Here is a 13221-nt window from a genome sequence, read left to right on the forward strand (position 1 = left end):
GCTTCGGCCGAAAACCCGTTGGCGGGCCGCGGTGGCCACTGCTACCTTTCCGGAGGCCGTGCCAGAGACCGAGGAGGTGGTACCCGTGAACGTATCGACATGGGTGCTCCCCTCTGGGGTCACGGTCGGGCGTTAGGTCGTCCGGGAGCGCCGTTCAAGAGCACTCCCGAAAGGCACGACCGTGCGATTCACTTCTGAACAGCGCCTCGACGACGGCGTCCTCGAACGCGCATTCACCCTCGGCGACGTCCCCGGCATTCTGTGGACGCCCGCGTCCGCGTCCGAACCGGCGCCGCTGATCCTCCTCGGCCACCCCGGCGGGCTGCGCAAGATGCACCCCCGGCTGGCGGCCCGGGCCCGGCACTCCGCGACCGAGCACGGCTACGCCTCGGCCGCCATCGAGCTCCCCGGAGGCGGTGACCGACCCCGCTTGGAAACCGCCGAGCAGGCCCGCGCCGACCTGCGGCGGGCGCTGGAGGCCGGCGAGCCGGTCAGCGACGACATCGTCGACCGGCTCGTCCTCCCGCTGGTGGAGAAAGGGGTCCCGGAATGGCAGGCCACCCTGGACGCCCTCCTTTCGCTGCCCGAGATCGGCGGCCCGGTCGGGTTCTCCGGGGGAGTGATCGCCATCGGCGTCCGGCTGGCGGTGGTCGAGCCGCGCATATCGGCCGCCGTCCTGTTCGCCGGGAGTTACGTGCCCCGCGTCACGTTCGAGGACGCCCGGCAGGTCACCATTCCGCTGCACGTGATGCTGCAATGGGACGACGAAGGCAACGACCGGCAGGCGGCCCTCGACCTGTTCGACGCCTTCGGCTCGAAGGAGAAGACACTGCACGCCAACATGGGCGGGCACACCGGCGTCCCGCAGTTCGAGGGAGAGGCCGCGGCCCGGTTCTTCACCCGGCATCTGAGCTAGCGCCGCGAACCATCGACGGCCCGACCGCGGCGGTACCGGCCATCGCCGGTACCGCCCGGTCGGAGGCCCCGAACCACGCGGTGCTCGAGCCCGATCAGCCGAATTCGGCGACGCCTCGGCGCCCTCCGGGCAGGATCGGTTCCATGACGAATGTGGCCGACAGGCAGATCCCCGAGTACCTCAACTATGTCGGGCCCGGGTGGCGCGACATCCTGCTGCGGACTCACGCCGAACTCGTCGCCGTGCTGCCCAACTACCAGGTGGTCCAGGTCAAGGAGAAGTACGGGATGCTGGACGTCAACCTGGGCGGGTTCGTCGATCCCGTCACCGGCGCGCTCGGCCTCAGCCGTGAACTCGGCACTCGGGTCAGTGCGATCCTCACGGCCGCCCGGGAGGAGTCCCTCCGCACCTGCGAGGTCTGCGGCGAGCCCGGCACCGAGACGGGCCAGGCGTGGATCAAGACGCTCTGCCCCACCCACGCCCAGCCGTGCTGAAGCGTCCGCCCCAACGCACCGCGACCCGCGGTCGTGACGGTCCAGGTGCTGCCGTTGTGGACGGCGGCTCGGGCGGTGGTGCAGATCACATGGGCGGGGTGTCAGAGGGGCGAGGCGGCCGGTGTCTCGTGTTCGTCAGGAAGTCCCGCGGACGATCCGCGCGGTACTCCCCACCACGAGTGAGGACGAAAGTCATGGCGACCACGAAGGCGCCCGCCCCACCGACCGCATCGCGCCGCTGGGCCGCGCTGCTGTTCATCGGACTGGCCCAGCTAATGATCATTCTGGACGGCACCGTGGTGAACATCGCGCTGCCCTCCATCCAGCGCGACCTGCAGATCTCCGACGGCGACCGGCAGTGGATCATCACCGCCTACACGCTGGCGTTCGGCAGCCTGCTGCTGCTCGGCGGCCGGATCGCCGACTACACCGGCCGCAAGCGCGTCTTCCTGATCTCCTTGATCGGCTTCGCGGGGGCCTCGGCCCTCGGCGGCGCGGCGGGCGGCTTCGAGATGCTGCTGGTCGCCCGCGCCCTCCAGGGCGGGTTCGGCGCGCTGCTCGGACCGTCCGCGCTGTCGCTGCTCACCGTGACGTTCACCGAGCCGAAGGACCGGGCGAAGGCGTTCGGCATCTGGGGCGCCATCGCCGCCGCGGGCGGCGCGATCGGGCTGCTGGCCGGCGGGGCGCTGACCGACTACCTGGACTGGCGCTGGTGCCTGTACATCAACATCCCGGTCGCGGCGGTCGCGGCGGTCGGCGGCTTCGCCATCCTCACCGAGTCGCGGCGCGAGGGACGGGCCCGCCTCGACGTCCCCGGGGTGCTGGCGGTCACCGGCGGCCTCGTCGCGATCGTGTACGCCACGAGCCGGGCCGAGTCCGACGGCTGGGACTCGGCGAAGGTCATCGGCCTGCTGGCCGCCGGCGCCGTGCTGCTCGCCGCGTTCGTCCTCGTCGAGAGCCGCGTCGCGCAGCCGCTGCTGCCGCTGCGCGTGGTCGCCGACCGCACCCGCGGCGGCGCCTACCTGGCGGTCGGCGTCGCCGTCATCGGCATGTTCGGCGCGTTCCTCTTCCTGACCTACTTCATGCAGGTCGTCAAGGGATACTCGCCGATCAGGACGGGCGTCGGCTTCCTCCCGATGACCACGGCGGTGCTGGTGTCGGCCGGCGGGCTCGCCACCCGGCTCCTCCCCCGGGTCCCGCCGCGCGCGCTGATCGTCCCCGGCATGCTCATCGGCGCGAGCGGCATGCTGTGGATGCTCACGCTGGAGCCTGGCGGCTCCTACGCCTCCGGCGTCCTGGTGGCGCAGCTCCTGCTCGGCCTGGGAGCGGGTTTGATCATGCCCGTGGCCCTCAACTACGCCACCCACGGCGTCGACCAGGGCGACTCCGGCATCGCCTCGGCGAGCGTCAACACCGCGCAGCAGATCGGCGGCTCGATCGGCATCGCGCTGCTCAACACCGTCGCCACCAGCACCACCGCGGACTACCTGTCCTCGCACGCCCGCGACGGCCTGAGCCCGGACGTCGCCAAGCAGGCACTGGTGGAGGGCTTCGGGGCGGCCGGCGCCTTGTCCGCGGGGATCATGATCGTCGGCGCGCTGGTCGTGGGCGTCCTGATGAACACCCCGCGCCCCGAGCACCGGCCCGCCACCGCGGACGCCGAAGCGCCGGCCCCGCTGGCGGAGGCCCCCGCTCACGCCGCCTGACCGGTGACGATCACGACCTCAGCCGTCCGCGACCAGGGGCCGTCACCAGGCGCACGGCCCCGGGTCGCGCCTCCGCCGGGCCCGCGGAATCATCCCGGGCCCGCGGAGTCGTCCGGGCGTTCGGTGGCGGGACGGCCCCGGAGGTAGGCCAGGACGGCGAGGACCCTGCGGTGCGTGTCGTCGGTCTGCGGAAGATCGAGCTTGGCCAGGATGCTGCGGACGTGCTTGCCCACGGTCGCGTCGGTGACGACCAGCCGCCGCGCTATGGCGGCGTTGGAGTGACCTTCGGCGATCAGGGCGAGCACCTCGTGCTCGCGCGGCGACAGCGCCGCGAGCGGGTCGCGGCGGCGGCCGATGAGCTGCCGGATGACCTTCGGGTCCACCACCGTCCCGCCGTCCGCGACCTGGCGCAGCGCGGCGACGAAGTCGGCGACGTCCACGACCCGGTCCTTGAGCAGGTAGCCGACCCGGCGGCCGTCGCCGGAGTCCAGCAGGTCGGCGGCGTAGCTCAACTCGACGTACTGGCTGAGCGCCACCACCGCGAGGCCCGGGTCGGCGCGGCGCAGCCGTACGGCGGCGCGCAGGCCCTCGTCGGAGAAGTCCGGCGGCATCCGGATGTCGGTGACGACCAGGTCGGGGCGGTGCTCGGCGACGGCCGCGAGCAGGGCCTCGGCGTCGTCGACGGCGGCGGCCACCTCGAAACCGAACCTGGCCAGCAGCCCGGCCAGGCCCTCCCGGAGCAGGACGCCGTCCTCGGCGAGGACTACCCGGACGGCGGTCGGTTCGGTTCGCAAGGAAGCTCCACACGGACGAGGGTCGGGCCCCCGGCGGGGCTCGACACGAGCAGTCTGCCGTCGATCACGGCGACCCGGTCGGCGAGGCCGGTCAGGCCGGTGCCGCGCGCCGGGTCGGCGCCGCCCGCGCCGTCGTCGGTGACCTCCACGGTGAGGACGCCGCCGGTGAGGCGCGCGACCACCGCGGCCCGGTCGGCGCCGCTGTGCTTGGCGGCGTTGGTGAGCGCCTCGGCGGCGGCGAAGTAGGCCGTGCTCTCGACCTGGCGGGGCGGCCGTCCGGGCAGGTCGGTCTCGACGGTGACCGCGAGCGGGGACCGGTCGGCCAGCTCCCCCAGCGCCGCCGCCAGCCCCCGGTCGGTGAGGACGCGGGGATGGATCCCGTGGACGAGCTCCCGCAGCTCGGTCATGAGCTGTTTGGCCTCGTCGTGGGCGTCCGCGAGACTTTCCGCCGCCGGGGATCCGGGCGGCAGGTCCACGCGGGCGATCCCGAGCTTCAGGGTGAGGGAGAGCAGCCGTTGCTGCGCGCCGTCGTGCAGGTCGCGCTCGATCCGGCGGCGCTCGGCCTCGAACGCGTCCACCAGCCGGGCGCGGGAGCGTGCGACCTCGACGAGCTCGGCCTGGAGCCGCCCGCCGGAGCCGTTGCGCAGCAGCGTCCGGGCGAGCGCGCCCTGCGCGGCGGCGGTCAGGCCCAGCAGGTACGGGACGGCGGGCACCAGCGCCAGCCCCGCGACCGCGTAGGGCAGCGCGGCCCCCGGCGTGGCGATCGTCACCGGGCCGAGCACCATCGGGCCGTCGCCGCCGAGCAGGATCAGCGGGGCGGTCACGGCGCCGAACTGGAAGGCCAGCATGGACACAAGCGCCGCGTACAGGACGGGGACGGCGGCGGACAGCACCAGGAAGTAGCCGAGTGCGCGCCAGGTGACGGGCTCGGTGTAGCGGGTGCGGAGCCATGGCAGGACGCCTCGCTCGGGCGGACGCCGATGCCCTGGGCCCGCCGGGCGGACGTCCACCAGGCGGAGCCGGCGCCGTTCCACCCCGGTCAGCGGGCCGGTCGCCGCCGGTCCGAGGCCTGCGAGCAGCAGGAGTCCGACGACGGCCGGGAGCGCCCGCTCGCCTAGGGATGCGTCCGAAGTGACGGCCAGGAGCAGCGGCAGGCCGAGCAGCACCAGCGGAAGGGCGGCCGCGGCGACGACCGGCGCGGTCGACAGCAGGTAGGCGGCGGCGCGCCAAGGCCAGGCGGTTAGAAGGAACCCGCGGCGCCCCATCGCGGCGAGCAGAGTGGCAGGGGGCCTGGCAGGGGGCCTGGCAGGGGGCATGGCAGGCGGAGTGGCCGACGGGGCGAGGGGCGGGTCGTTCGGCACAGGCGTACGGTAACCGACCACGCGGCCTGCGATGACCGCGCGAACGACGAGGTAGTGCCAGCCATACCTCCAAGTTGGTGGACCACCGTGATGCGGCCGGAGGCGGCGCGGCGGTGGGATCGACGCATGAAGAGAAAGCTCTCCGCACGGGTGGCCGCGCCCCTGGCCGGCATCGCCGCCGCAGCGCTGATCGGCGGGCTCGGATACGCCTGGCCCCGTCCCGCCCCGGCCGTCGCGCAGACGGCGTCCCTCAAGAACGGGACCTGGTCGCAGAGCTGGGGCGCGGCGATGCAGCGGCCGATCGCCGGCGGCGAGGACGAGGGGCCGAACTGGTCGGTGGAAGGGTTCGGCGACCACTCGCTGCGCCAGGTCGTCCGGCTCAGCACGGGTGGCGCGAAGGTCCGGATCCGTCTGTCCAACGTGTACGGGACCCGGCCGCTGCGGGTCGCCGCCGGGGCCGTCGCGCGCTCGGCCGGTGGCGCCCAGGCGTGGCCTGGTTCGACGGCGGCGCTGACCTTCGGCGGGAAGCGGTCCGTCGCGGTGGCGCCGGGCGGTGAGATCGTCAGCGACCCGGTGCCGCTGGCCACCGCGCCCCTGGAGAAGCTGGCGGTCACGCTGCGCTTCACCGGCGCGACGGGGCCCGCGACCTTCCATCGGTTCACCACGCAGCCCGCCTACCGCGCCACCGGCGACCACCTGTCCGACGTGGGGGCCGGCGCCTACACCCGTTCCACCGACGCGCTGTACTACCTGACAGGCGTGGAGGTCACCGGCGGGAACGGCACAACCGGCGGGAACGGCACAGCCGGCGGGAACGGCGCGGGCACGGTGGTGGCCTTCGGGGACTCGCTCATCGACGGCGTCGGAGCCTCCCCCGGCGCCGACGCGCGGCTGCCGGACGCCCTGGCCGAGCGCCTGGCCGCGGCCCGCGCCCCCCTCAGCGTCGTCAACGCGGGCATCGGCGGGAACCGGCTGCGCTACGACTCGGCGTGCGCCGGGGAGAAGGCCACCGCCCGGTTCGCCCGCGACGTCCTGAACCGTCCCGGCGTGCGGGCGGTGATCGTCCACCTGGGCGCCAACGACATCCGCGTCACCCCCGGCGACCCCTGCCTGCGGCCGGGCGGACCGGCGACCGCCGCGCAGGTCATCGACGCCCAGCGGCAACTGGTCCGCGCCGCACGCGCCCGCGGCCTCAAGGTCGTCGGGACGACCATCCTGCCGATGAAGGGCGCCCTGTTCCCGGTCTGGACACCCCAGGTCGAGAAGGACCGCGACGCCATCAACCACTGGATCCGGACCAGCGGCGCCTACGACGCAGTCCTGGACGCCGACCGCATCATGGCCGACCCCGCCGACCCGGACCGCTCCCGGCTCTCGTACGTCTACCAGGACGGGTTGCACCCGAACGACGCGGGCTACCAGGCCCTGGCACGCGGCATCGACCTGCGGGTCCTGCGTTGACGGGCCCCGCACCCAGAGGCCCGGCGGCGAATGGCCCAGCGATGGCGGGCCCCGCACCCGCACATGCCGCCGTCCCGGCCGCGCCGGTGCAGCTGCACCAGGTGAGCAGGCATTACGGGACGGGCGAGGCCCGGGTTCAGGCCCTGGCCGATGTCAGCGTGACCTTCCCGGCCGGTTCCTGGACCGCCGTGATGGGCCCGTCGGGTTCGGGGAAGTCGACTCTGCTGCACTGCGCGGCAGGGCTGGACCGGGTGTCCTCCGGGCGCGTCCTGCTCGCCGGGCAGGACGTCACCTACGCCTCCGACGCGACGCTGACCGGGCTGCGGCGCCGCGCCGTGGGGTTCGTCTTCCAGAACTTCAACCTGATCGGCTCGCTCACGGCCGAGCAGAACGTCGCGCTGCCGCTGAAGCTCGCCGGCGCCCGGCCGTCGCGCCGGGACGTGCGGGCCGCCCTCGCCGACGTGGGCCTGGACGACCGCGCGCGGCACCGTCCGCGCGAGCTGTCGGGCGGGCAGCAGCAGCGGGTGGCGATCGCCCGCGCGATGGTGACGCGGCCTTCGGTGCTGTTCGCCGACGAGCCCACCGGGGCCCTGGACACCGGTTCGGCCCGCACGGTCCTGCGGCTGCTGCGCCGCATGGTCGACACCGCCGGGCAGACCGTCGTGATGGTCACCCACGACCCGGTCGCGGCGGCGAGCGCCGACGCGGTCGTGTTCCTGTCCGACGGCCGGGTGGCCGACCGCCTCGTGCGCCCGTCCGCCGCCCGGGTGGCCGAGCGGCTCACCAGGTTGGAGGGCTGACCGCCGTGCTGCGCATCTCCGCCAGTACCGTCCGGGACCGCTGGCCGCTGTTCGCCGGGGCACTGCTGACCGTCTCCCTCGGCGTGGCGCTGGTGCAGTCGTCGGTGCTCGTGCTGGTCGCGACGGGCGAGCCGAAGATCCCGGCGGGCGCCTCCGGCCGGACGGCCGAGCAGATCCGGGAGGGGTACGTCGGCGCCGCCACGCTGCTCGGCATGGCCACACCGCTGGCGATGTTCCTGGCGGTGTTCATCGTGGGCTCGACGTTCGCCTTCGCCGTGGAGCAGCGGCGCAAGGACCTGGCCTTGCTGCGCATGCTCGGCGGAAGCCGTCCCCAACTGGTGAGGCTGCTGCTGGGCGAGGCGTTCCTGCTGGGCCTGGCCGGCAGCGTCGTCGGGATCCTGCTGGGCGTGCCGGGCACCTGGGTCCAGGCACGGTTGCTGGTCGGGATCGGGCTGCTTCCTCGCGGCTTCTCCCCAGGCTGGTCTCCCGGGGTCCTGCTGCTGTCACCGAGCGTCGGGATCGGTGTCGCGGTCTTCGGGGTCTTGTCGGCGTCCTATCGGGCGGCCCGGGTCCGTCCGCTGGACGCCTTGCGCGACGCCCCGCGCGCGGCCCGGGTGATGACGGTCGGCCGCTGGCTGGCGGGTCTGTCCTCCCTCTCGCTGACGGTCGCGCTGGTCATGGCCGGGCACGGCGCCGACCTGCTCGGCGCCCTGCTGATCGCGATGGCCGTGTCGGTCTTCGGGTCGATCGCCCTCAGCGCGCTGAGCCCGCTCGCCGTCCCGCTGGTCGGCCGGGTGCTCGGGACGCTGCTGCGCACCGGCGCGCTCGGCGAGCTGGCGCAGGCGAACCTGCGGGACGCCGTGCGGCGCAGCGCCTCGACGGCCGCGCCCGTCATCGTCCTGGTCGGACTGCTGGTCGGCCTGACCGGCGCGCTGAACTCGCTGGCCCGGGCCACCGGCGCGGACCTCGAACGGATCACCGCCGCCGACCTGGTGGTCACTTCGAACGGTGCGGCCGCCGCCCGGATTCCGCAGATTCCGGGCGTCGCCCTCGCGTCCCCGCAGAGCCAGGTCGAGATGTCGGTGACGTCCCGACATCGTGTGGAAGGCCGCTCGTACCGTCAGACCCGCCACTCGGGAATCACCGCCGTGGACGGCCCCGCCTACCGGCGCACCCACCGCCTCACCCTCCGCTCCGGTTCCCTGGACGCGCTACACGGCCGCACCATCGCGATCGGCCCCGGGCTGGCCGCCGAAGGCGTCCGCAGCGGCAGCGTCACCGCACGGATCGGCTCCCGAAAGGTCAAGCTTCGGACCGTCGCGCGCCTGCCGGAAGTCCTGGAGAACGGAAGCGACAACTTCCTGGTGCCGCGCGACCTCATCCCCGCCGAGGTGCTCGCGGACGCCCCCACGGAGACCTTCGTCCAGGTCGCCCCCGGCACGTCACCGCAGGCGGTCGCCGACCGGATCCGCGCAGCCGGGGCCGGGGAGGTGCGCACCCTTCACCAGTGGGCCGAGGCCAGAGTGGCGGACCAACAGCGCGGCACCACGGGGATCATGTCCGTCCTCATGGGAATGTCGGGACTCTATGCGGCCATCGCGGTCGTCAACGCCGTCGTGATCGCCGCCGCCGAACGCCGCACTGAGTTCGCCGTCGCCCGCGCCACCGGCCTGACCCGCGCCCAGGTCGTCCGGATGGCCGCCATCGAGTCGGCCGCCGTCACGTTCATCGGCCTGGCCCTGGGGGCTCTGGTCGCAGCGGGGGCACTGGCCGGTTTCTTTCCGGAAATGCAAGGCGTGCGCATCCTCGCGGTGCCGTGGAACCTCTTCGGCCTGCTGACGGTGGCCGCCCTGACCATCACTCCCGTGGCCGCGGCCCTGACCGCACTCGCCGCGACGAGACCGTCCCCCACGGCTTTGGTCGCCGCCCGCGAATAGCAGTCCGAAGCAGGTGAAAAAGGGTTTGAGCGAGGAGGCGTCCGGTTGCTACCTTCGCCGTCGACCGTGAAGAACTCGCAAGGAGGTGAGGACCCGTGAACACAGTCACCCATGGGTGCTCCCTCAGCCTGTCACGGTCCGGCGACTGACGTCCGGTGTCGCCAGGAGCGCCTGAGATCGAGGCTCTCCTGGAAGGAGACTCCGATGGACGCAAAGCCCTTCACAACCGGCCTGAGCGAGAACTCGGCGCTGGTCACGCGCGTCGCGGACAGGCATTGGCACGCACTCGACGACGACCTGGTGATCGGCCGCGGGTATGCCGAGCACCGGCCCGACGGACGCCTGTTCGTCAGCGTCGACGCCTGGCACGACTCCACCTTCGACCGGCTCACCGAGGCGATGTTGGCGGAACTGCCGGCGCCGCTCTACACGGTGGTCGATGAAGCAGACGCCGAACTGACGGCCAGATGGCGGCGGACCGGTTTCAGGGTCCGGCGCCGCGAGTGGGAGTACGCCGTACCGACCGACCCGCGGGTCACGGGGCTCGAGGAGGTCCTGCCGCCGCCGGGCGTGACGATCGTTCCCGCGGGCAAGGCGGACGAGGACCTGCTGCGAGCGGTGGACCGCGCGATCCGCGACGAGGTCGAGTCGACCGTCGGCTGGTGGCAGTCGATGCCCGCGGAGGTGCTGCCCCGCCCCGAGGGCGACACCATCGTCGACCCGTCGAAGTACGCCGTGGCCGCGGCACCGGACCGCTACCTGGGTCTGATCCGGGTGGTGACGGTGCGCCGACCGCGCATCGGGCTGGTGGCGGTCCGGGCGGGCGAGCAGCGCCGCGGCATCGCGCGGTCGCTGCTGGCCCACTCGCTGGGCGCGCTGCACCGCTCTGGGTTCGACGCCGCCTGGGCCGAGGCCCAGGAGACCAACCGAGCGGCCGTGGCGCTGTTCGAGGGCATCGGCGCCCGGCGGATGGGCAGCAACCTGGAGCTGGTGCGATGAGGAACAAACACGGCATCGAAGTCGAGGGCAGGGTCGTCGAGTGCCTTCGCAGCGCCATGTTCACCGTGGAGATCAAGGGCGGGCACCGAGTGCTCGCGCACATCAGCGGCAAGATGCGCAAGAACTTCATCAAGATCTACCTGGAGGACCGGGTCCTGGTGGAGCTCACGCCGTACGACGTCACCCGCGGCCGCATAGTCTTCCGCTACCGCAACTAGATGTTGACGGGAGTTCGCTGAACCGCGGCTGATGGGCGGTACCCGGCGGTTGCGCGGCGCTTCGCGCACCGCCGGGGACCGCTCGGCCCCGGACGAGATCACCGGCTCCGACCGGGGACGGGCCCTCCACGCCTTCCACTCGGCACCCACCGATGCTGATCGGCTCTGGAGCGTCGACCAGGCCCGACCACCCCGGTTAGCATCCAGCGGTGGCGCAACCTCTTCGCTCGGTCACAGCGTGGCTCGCGGGCCAGGTCGACGTGATCCTCGGGCTGCTGCTCGCGGTGGCCGCCGGGGCGGGTGCCCTGTGGTGGGGGGATCTGCTCAGCTCCGAGGTCTACTCTTCTCTGGCCCTGCTAATGGCAGGTATCGCCGCTGCTGTGGCCTTTCGGAGCCGGGCACGTACCGAGCAAGAACGCGAACAACGGCTACTGGAGGCGCAGCGTGAGCTGCAGGAGGCCGAAAGCGAGCTGACGGCGCAGGAGGACCTGGCGCTGCCGACCCTGTGGAGCGTCACCCACAAGCGGCTGGACTACTACCACCAGATCGCCACAGGCCAAGCCCGCCAGTCCTTCCGCAACGCCCAGATCGCCATGGGCATCGGCTTCGTGTTACTCGTCGTCTTCGCCGTCCTGGCCCTCAACGCCGAGACCACCACCGCCAGCGCGGTCAGCGGCGCGCTCGGCGCCACCGCCGCGGCGTTCGCCGCCTACATCGGGCGCACCTTCGTCCGCTCCCAAGAGAACGCCGCCTCGCACCTGCGCTCCTACTTCGACCAACCGCTGGAGTTCTCCCGCTACCTGGCCGCCGAACGCCTGCTCAACAACATCGACCGGCTCGACACCGAGCAGCGCGCCGCCCTCACCGGTGACCTGCTGCGCGGCATCATCCCTCCCCCGGCGAACCCCCAGCCGTCCGCCGAGCCGAACAGCCCTACCGCCTGAGCGTCTGCCCTTCCGAAGGCGACCGTGAGGCCGCAACGGGAGGCGTCCGACTCGCCCGCAGCCGTCCATCACTTCTCGGTCTCGCGGACGGCCCCCTGCGGCAGCCGCCGACCGGAGCGGCATGAACCCGGTCCGGGGCGGTGAACCATCCCTCCACGACCCCGCCGGTTCGGACCGTGAAGGCGGCGCGGCGAACTGCGGGATGGAGCATCCCCACGGCCCCGGTGACCACCTCTGGTCCGGCGACGTCCGCTCGATTACGCAGGGCGGACGGTGTGCGCCGCAGCGGTCGCGATCACGTGCTCGAGCGGCGCGTAGGCCGGTGTCCGGGGGCGTGGATCGGCGGGAGGGCAGGGGCGTGCGCTCTGCCCTCCCATGCCATGTCAGGCGGACTCGGTCGGGAGGCCGGCCTCCACCCAGTCCTCGATGCCCTCGCGGTACTTGCGGACGTTGGTGTAGCCGAGAGCGGTGAGCCGATCGGCCACCTGCCCGCTGTTGGCGCACGCCGGGTTGGAGCAGTAGGTGACGATCTCGGCGTCGTGGTCGGGCAGCAGGGTCGGCACCTGGGCGTTGACGTCGGCCAAGACCAGTTCGCGGGCACCGGGCAGGTGCTGTTTGGCGTAGTACTCGCCGCCCAGGGTGTCGAGGACGGTCACGGTGCCCGCTTCGATAGCTGCCTTCAGCTCGTCACGGGCGATGAGTGCGGTCATGCCAGTACCCTTCGATGAATAGGACTGCGGTCCGGTTTAACTCCACAGTAGCGGACCGCAGTCCGTTTGCAACCCCGCTGCGGGAACCGAGCGCACGATCTCCAGCGCCGGATCGAGAACTCCCGGTTCCGACACTCGCCAATGGCGGGCCTTCTGGCACTGCGACCACGCCAAGATGAGGGCCGCCCACCCTCGGCACCCGGCAGATCGGGCGTCGCCAGCTCCAGGCACATCGGGCCCGTCCTGCTCCAGGTGGTTCGCCCTTACCGGCAGTGGACCCGCCCGTCCGGCGAGGCCGGGGGTGGCGCGGTCGCACCCCAGGGGGTCGGGTGCGGCCGCTCGCCGGACGGGCGGGGGTTCTAGAGGGCGAGCCGCGCCCAGACGACCTTGCCGCGACCGCCGCCGATCTGCCGGTATCCGCAGCCGCCGGTCGCCAGGAGCCGCACCATCATCAGGCCCCGGCCGCCCTCGGCCTCGGGATCGACCTCCGGCACGACCGGCGGCGCGTGGGACGGATCCCAGACCCGGAACTCGATGGCACCGTCCACGAGCGCGACCCAAGCCTGGATCTCGTGCCCCTCGACAGCGTGAACCACGGCGTTCGTGGCCAGCTCGGACATGATCGTCCGCCCCGCGTAGTCGTGCTGCGCCAGTCCCCACGCCTCACACGCCTCCGTGACGAGCGACCGCGTCAGATACACGCTCTCGGGATAAGCACGCCACCGAAGAGCGAATTCCTTTGGCGCCTTTGACGGACGCTTGTCCCACTTGCCCTGAATGACATCCACACCGGGCCACCTTTCACCGACTGGGCTCTGACGAAAGACTGCCGCCCGCCGATACGGTCAGTACCATTCAACCAACCAATCTGTATTCGGAGG

General features: G+C 72.6%; 13 protein-coding genes. 9 read left to right on the plus strand and 4 right to left on the minus strand.

Annotated features, from left to right (window positions below):
- Positions 1 to 181: 181 nt before the first annotated feature.
- From FKD65_RS21465 to FKD65_RS21475, 3 genes are all read left to right on the plus strand, one after another.
- The gene (locus FKD65_RS21465) at positions 182 to 916 is read left to right on the plus strand and encodes a dienelactone hydrolase family protein (RefSeq protein WP_141579183.1); all 735 of its coding nucleotides are present in this window, start codon (positions 182 to 184) and stop codon (positions 914 to 916) included.
- A gap of 143 nt (positions 917 to 1059) precedes the next feature.
- Positions 1060 to 1410: a TraR/DksA family transcriptional regulator gene (locus FKD65_RS21470; protein WP_141579184.1), complete on the plus strand. Its 351-nt coding sequence runs from the start codon at positions 1060 to 1062 to the stop codon at positions 1408 to 1410.
- Positions 1411 to 1499: 89 nt separating this feature from the next.
- Positions 1500 to 3116: an MFS transporter gene (locus FKD65_RS21475; RefSeq protein WP_141579185.1), complete on the plus strand. Its 1617-nt coding sequence runs from the start codon at positions 1500 to 1502 to the stop codon at positions 3114 to 3116.
- An 89-nt stretch (positions 3117 to 3205) separates the two neighbouring features.
- Here FKD65_RS21475 and FKD65_RS21480 read toward each other — a convergent pair whose 3' ends face one another.
- Both FKD65_RS21480 and FKD65_RS21485 read right to left on the minus strand, forming a co-directional pair.
- A complete protein-coding gene (locus tag FKD65_RS21480; protein ID WP_141579186.1) occupies positions 3206 to 3910 on the minus strand; it encodes a response regulator transcription factor in 705 nt (234 codons plus the stop codon).
- Positions 3880 to 5175 (minus strand): sensor domain-containing protein, encoded by a 1296-nt coding sequence (locus FKD65_RS21485; protein WP_205718758.1) that lies wholly within the window; start codon positions 5173 to 5175, stop codon positions 3880 to 3882. Before FKD65_RS21485 ends, FKD65_RS21480 begins: the two co-directional genes overlap by 31 nt.
- A 222-nt stretch (positions 5176 to 5397) precedes the next feature.
- Here FKD65_RS21485 and FKD65_RS21490 point away from each other — a divergent pair, with 222 nt between their 5' ends.
- From FKD65_RS21490 to FKD65_RS21515, 6 genes are all read left to right on the plus strand, one after another.
- On the plus strand, positions 5398 to 6732 hold the full coding sequence (locus tag FKD65_RS21490; protein WP_205718759.1) for an SGNH/GDSL hydrolase family protein: 1335 nt from the start codon (positions 5398 to 5400) through the stop codon (positions 6730 to 6732).
- A 41-nt stretch (positions 6733 to 6773) separates the two neighbouring features.
- On the plus strand, positions 6774 to 7532 hold the full coding sequence (locus tag FKD65_RS21495) for an ABC transporter ATP-binding protein (protein ID WP_141579188.1): 759 nt from the start codon (positions 6774 to 6776) through the stop codon (positions 7530 to 7532).
- A 5-nt stretch (positions 7533 to 7537) separates the two neighbouring features.
- Positions 7538 to 9469, plus strand: coding sequence for an FtsX-like permease family protein (locus FKD65_RS21500; protein WP_141579189.1), 1932 nt, complete (start codon positions 7538 to 7540; stop codon positions 9467 to 9469).
- A gap of 204 nt (positions 9470 to 9673) precedes the next feature.
- Positions 9674 to 10468, plus strand: coding sequence for an N-acetyltransferase (locus FKD65_RS21505; protein WP_141579190.1), 795 nt, complete (start codon positions 9674 to 9676; stop codon positions 10466 to 10468).
- Positions 10465 to 10686, plus strand: coding sequence for a translation initiation factor IF-1 (gene infA / locus FKD65_RS21510; protein WP_141579191.1), 222 nt, complete (start codon positions 10465 to 10467; stop codon positions 10684 to 10686). Before FKD65_RS21505 ends, infA begins: the two co-directional genes overlap by 4 nt.
- 209 nt (positions 10687 to 10895) lie before the next feature.
- Positions 10896 to 11630, plus strand: a complete 735-nt coding sequence (locus FKD65_RS21515; protein ID WP_141579192.1) for a hypothetical protein — start codon at positions 10896 to 10898, stop codon at positions 11628 to 11630.
- Between the two features lie 383 nt (positions 11631 to 12013).
- Here FKD65_RS21515 and FKD65_RS21520 read toward each other — a convergent pair whose 3' ends face one another.
- The gene (locus tag FKD65_RS21520; protein WP_141579193.1) at positions 12014 to 12340 is read right to left on the minus strand and encodes a rhodanese-like domain-containing protein; all 327 of its coding nucleotides are present in this window, start codon (positions 12338 to 12340) and stop codon (positions 12014 to 12016) included.
- 359 nt (positions 12341 to 12699) lie between these two features.
- Positions 12700 to 13128 carry an ATP-binding protein gene (locus FKD65_RS21525; RefSeq protein ID WP_141579194.1) on the minus strand — a complete coding sequence of 143 codons (429 nt, stop codon included), beginning with the start codon at positions 13126 to 13128 and terminating at the stop codon, positions 12700 to 12702.
- Positions 13129 to 13221 lie beyond the last annotated feature (93 nt).

It is taken from the genome of Actinomadura sp. WMMA1423, assembly GCF_006547145.1.
GTDB lineage: Bacteria > Actinomycetota > Actinomycetes > Streptosporangiales > Streptosporangiaceae > Spirillospora.

Coding starts and splice junctions, on each gene's coding strand:
- FKD65_RS21470 (WP_141579184.1), top strand. CDS start 1,060: ATGACGAATGTGGCCGACAGGCAGATCCCCGAGTACCTCAACTATGTC.
- FKD65_RS21475 (WP_141579185.1), top strand. CDS start 1,500: ATGGGCGGGGTGTCAGAGGGGCGAGGCGGCCGGTGTCTCGTGTTCGTC.
- FKD65_RS21485 (WP_205718758.1), bottom strand. CDS start 5,175: ATGGGGCGCCGCGGGTTCCTTCTAACCGCCTGGCCTTGGCGCGCCGCC.
- FKD65_RS21490 (WP_205718759.1), top strand. CDS start 5,398: ATGAAGAGAAAGCTCTCCGCACGGGTGGCCGCGCCCCTGGCCGGCATC.
- FKD65_RS21495 (WP_141579188.1), top strand. CDS start 6,774: ATGGCGGGCCCCGCACCCGCACATGCCGCCGTCCCGGCCGCGCCGGTG.
- FKD65_RS21505 (WP_141579190.1), top strand. CDS start 9,674: ATGGACGCAAAGCCCTTCACAACCGGCCTGAGCGAGAACTCGGCGCTG.
- infA (WP_141579191.1), top strand. CDS start 10,465: ATGAGGAACAAACACGGCATCGAAGTCGAGGGCAGGGTCGTCGAGTGC.
- FKD65_RS21520 (WP_141579193.1), bottom strand. CDS start 12,340: ATGACCGCACTCATCGCCCGTGACGAGCTGAAGGCAGCTATCGAAGCG.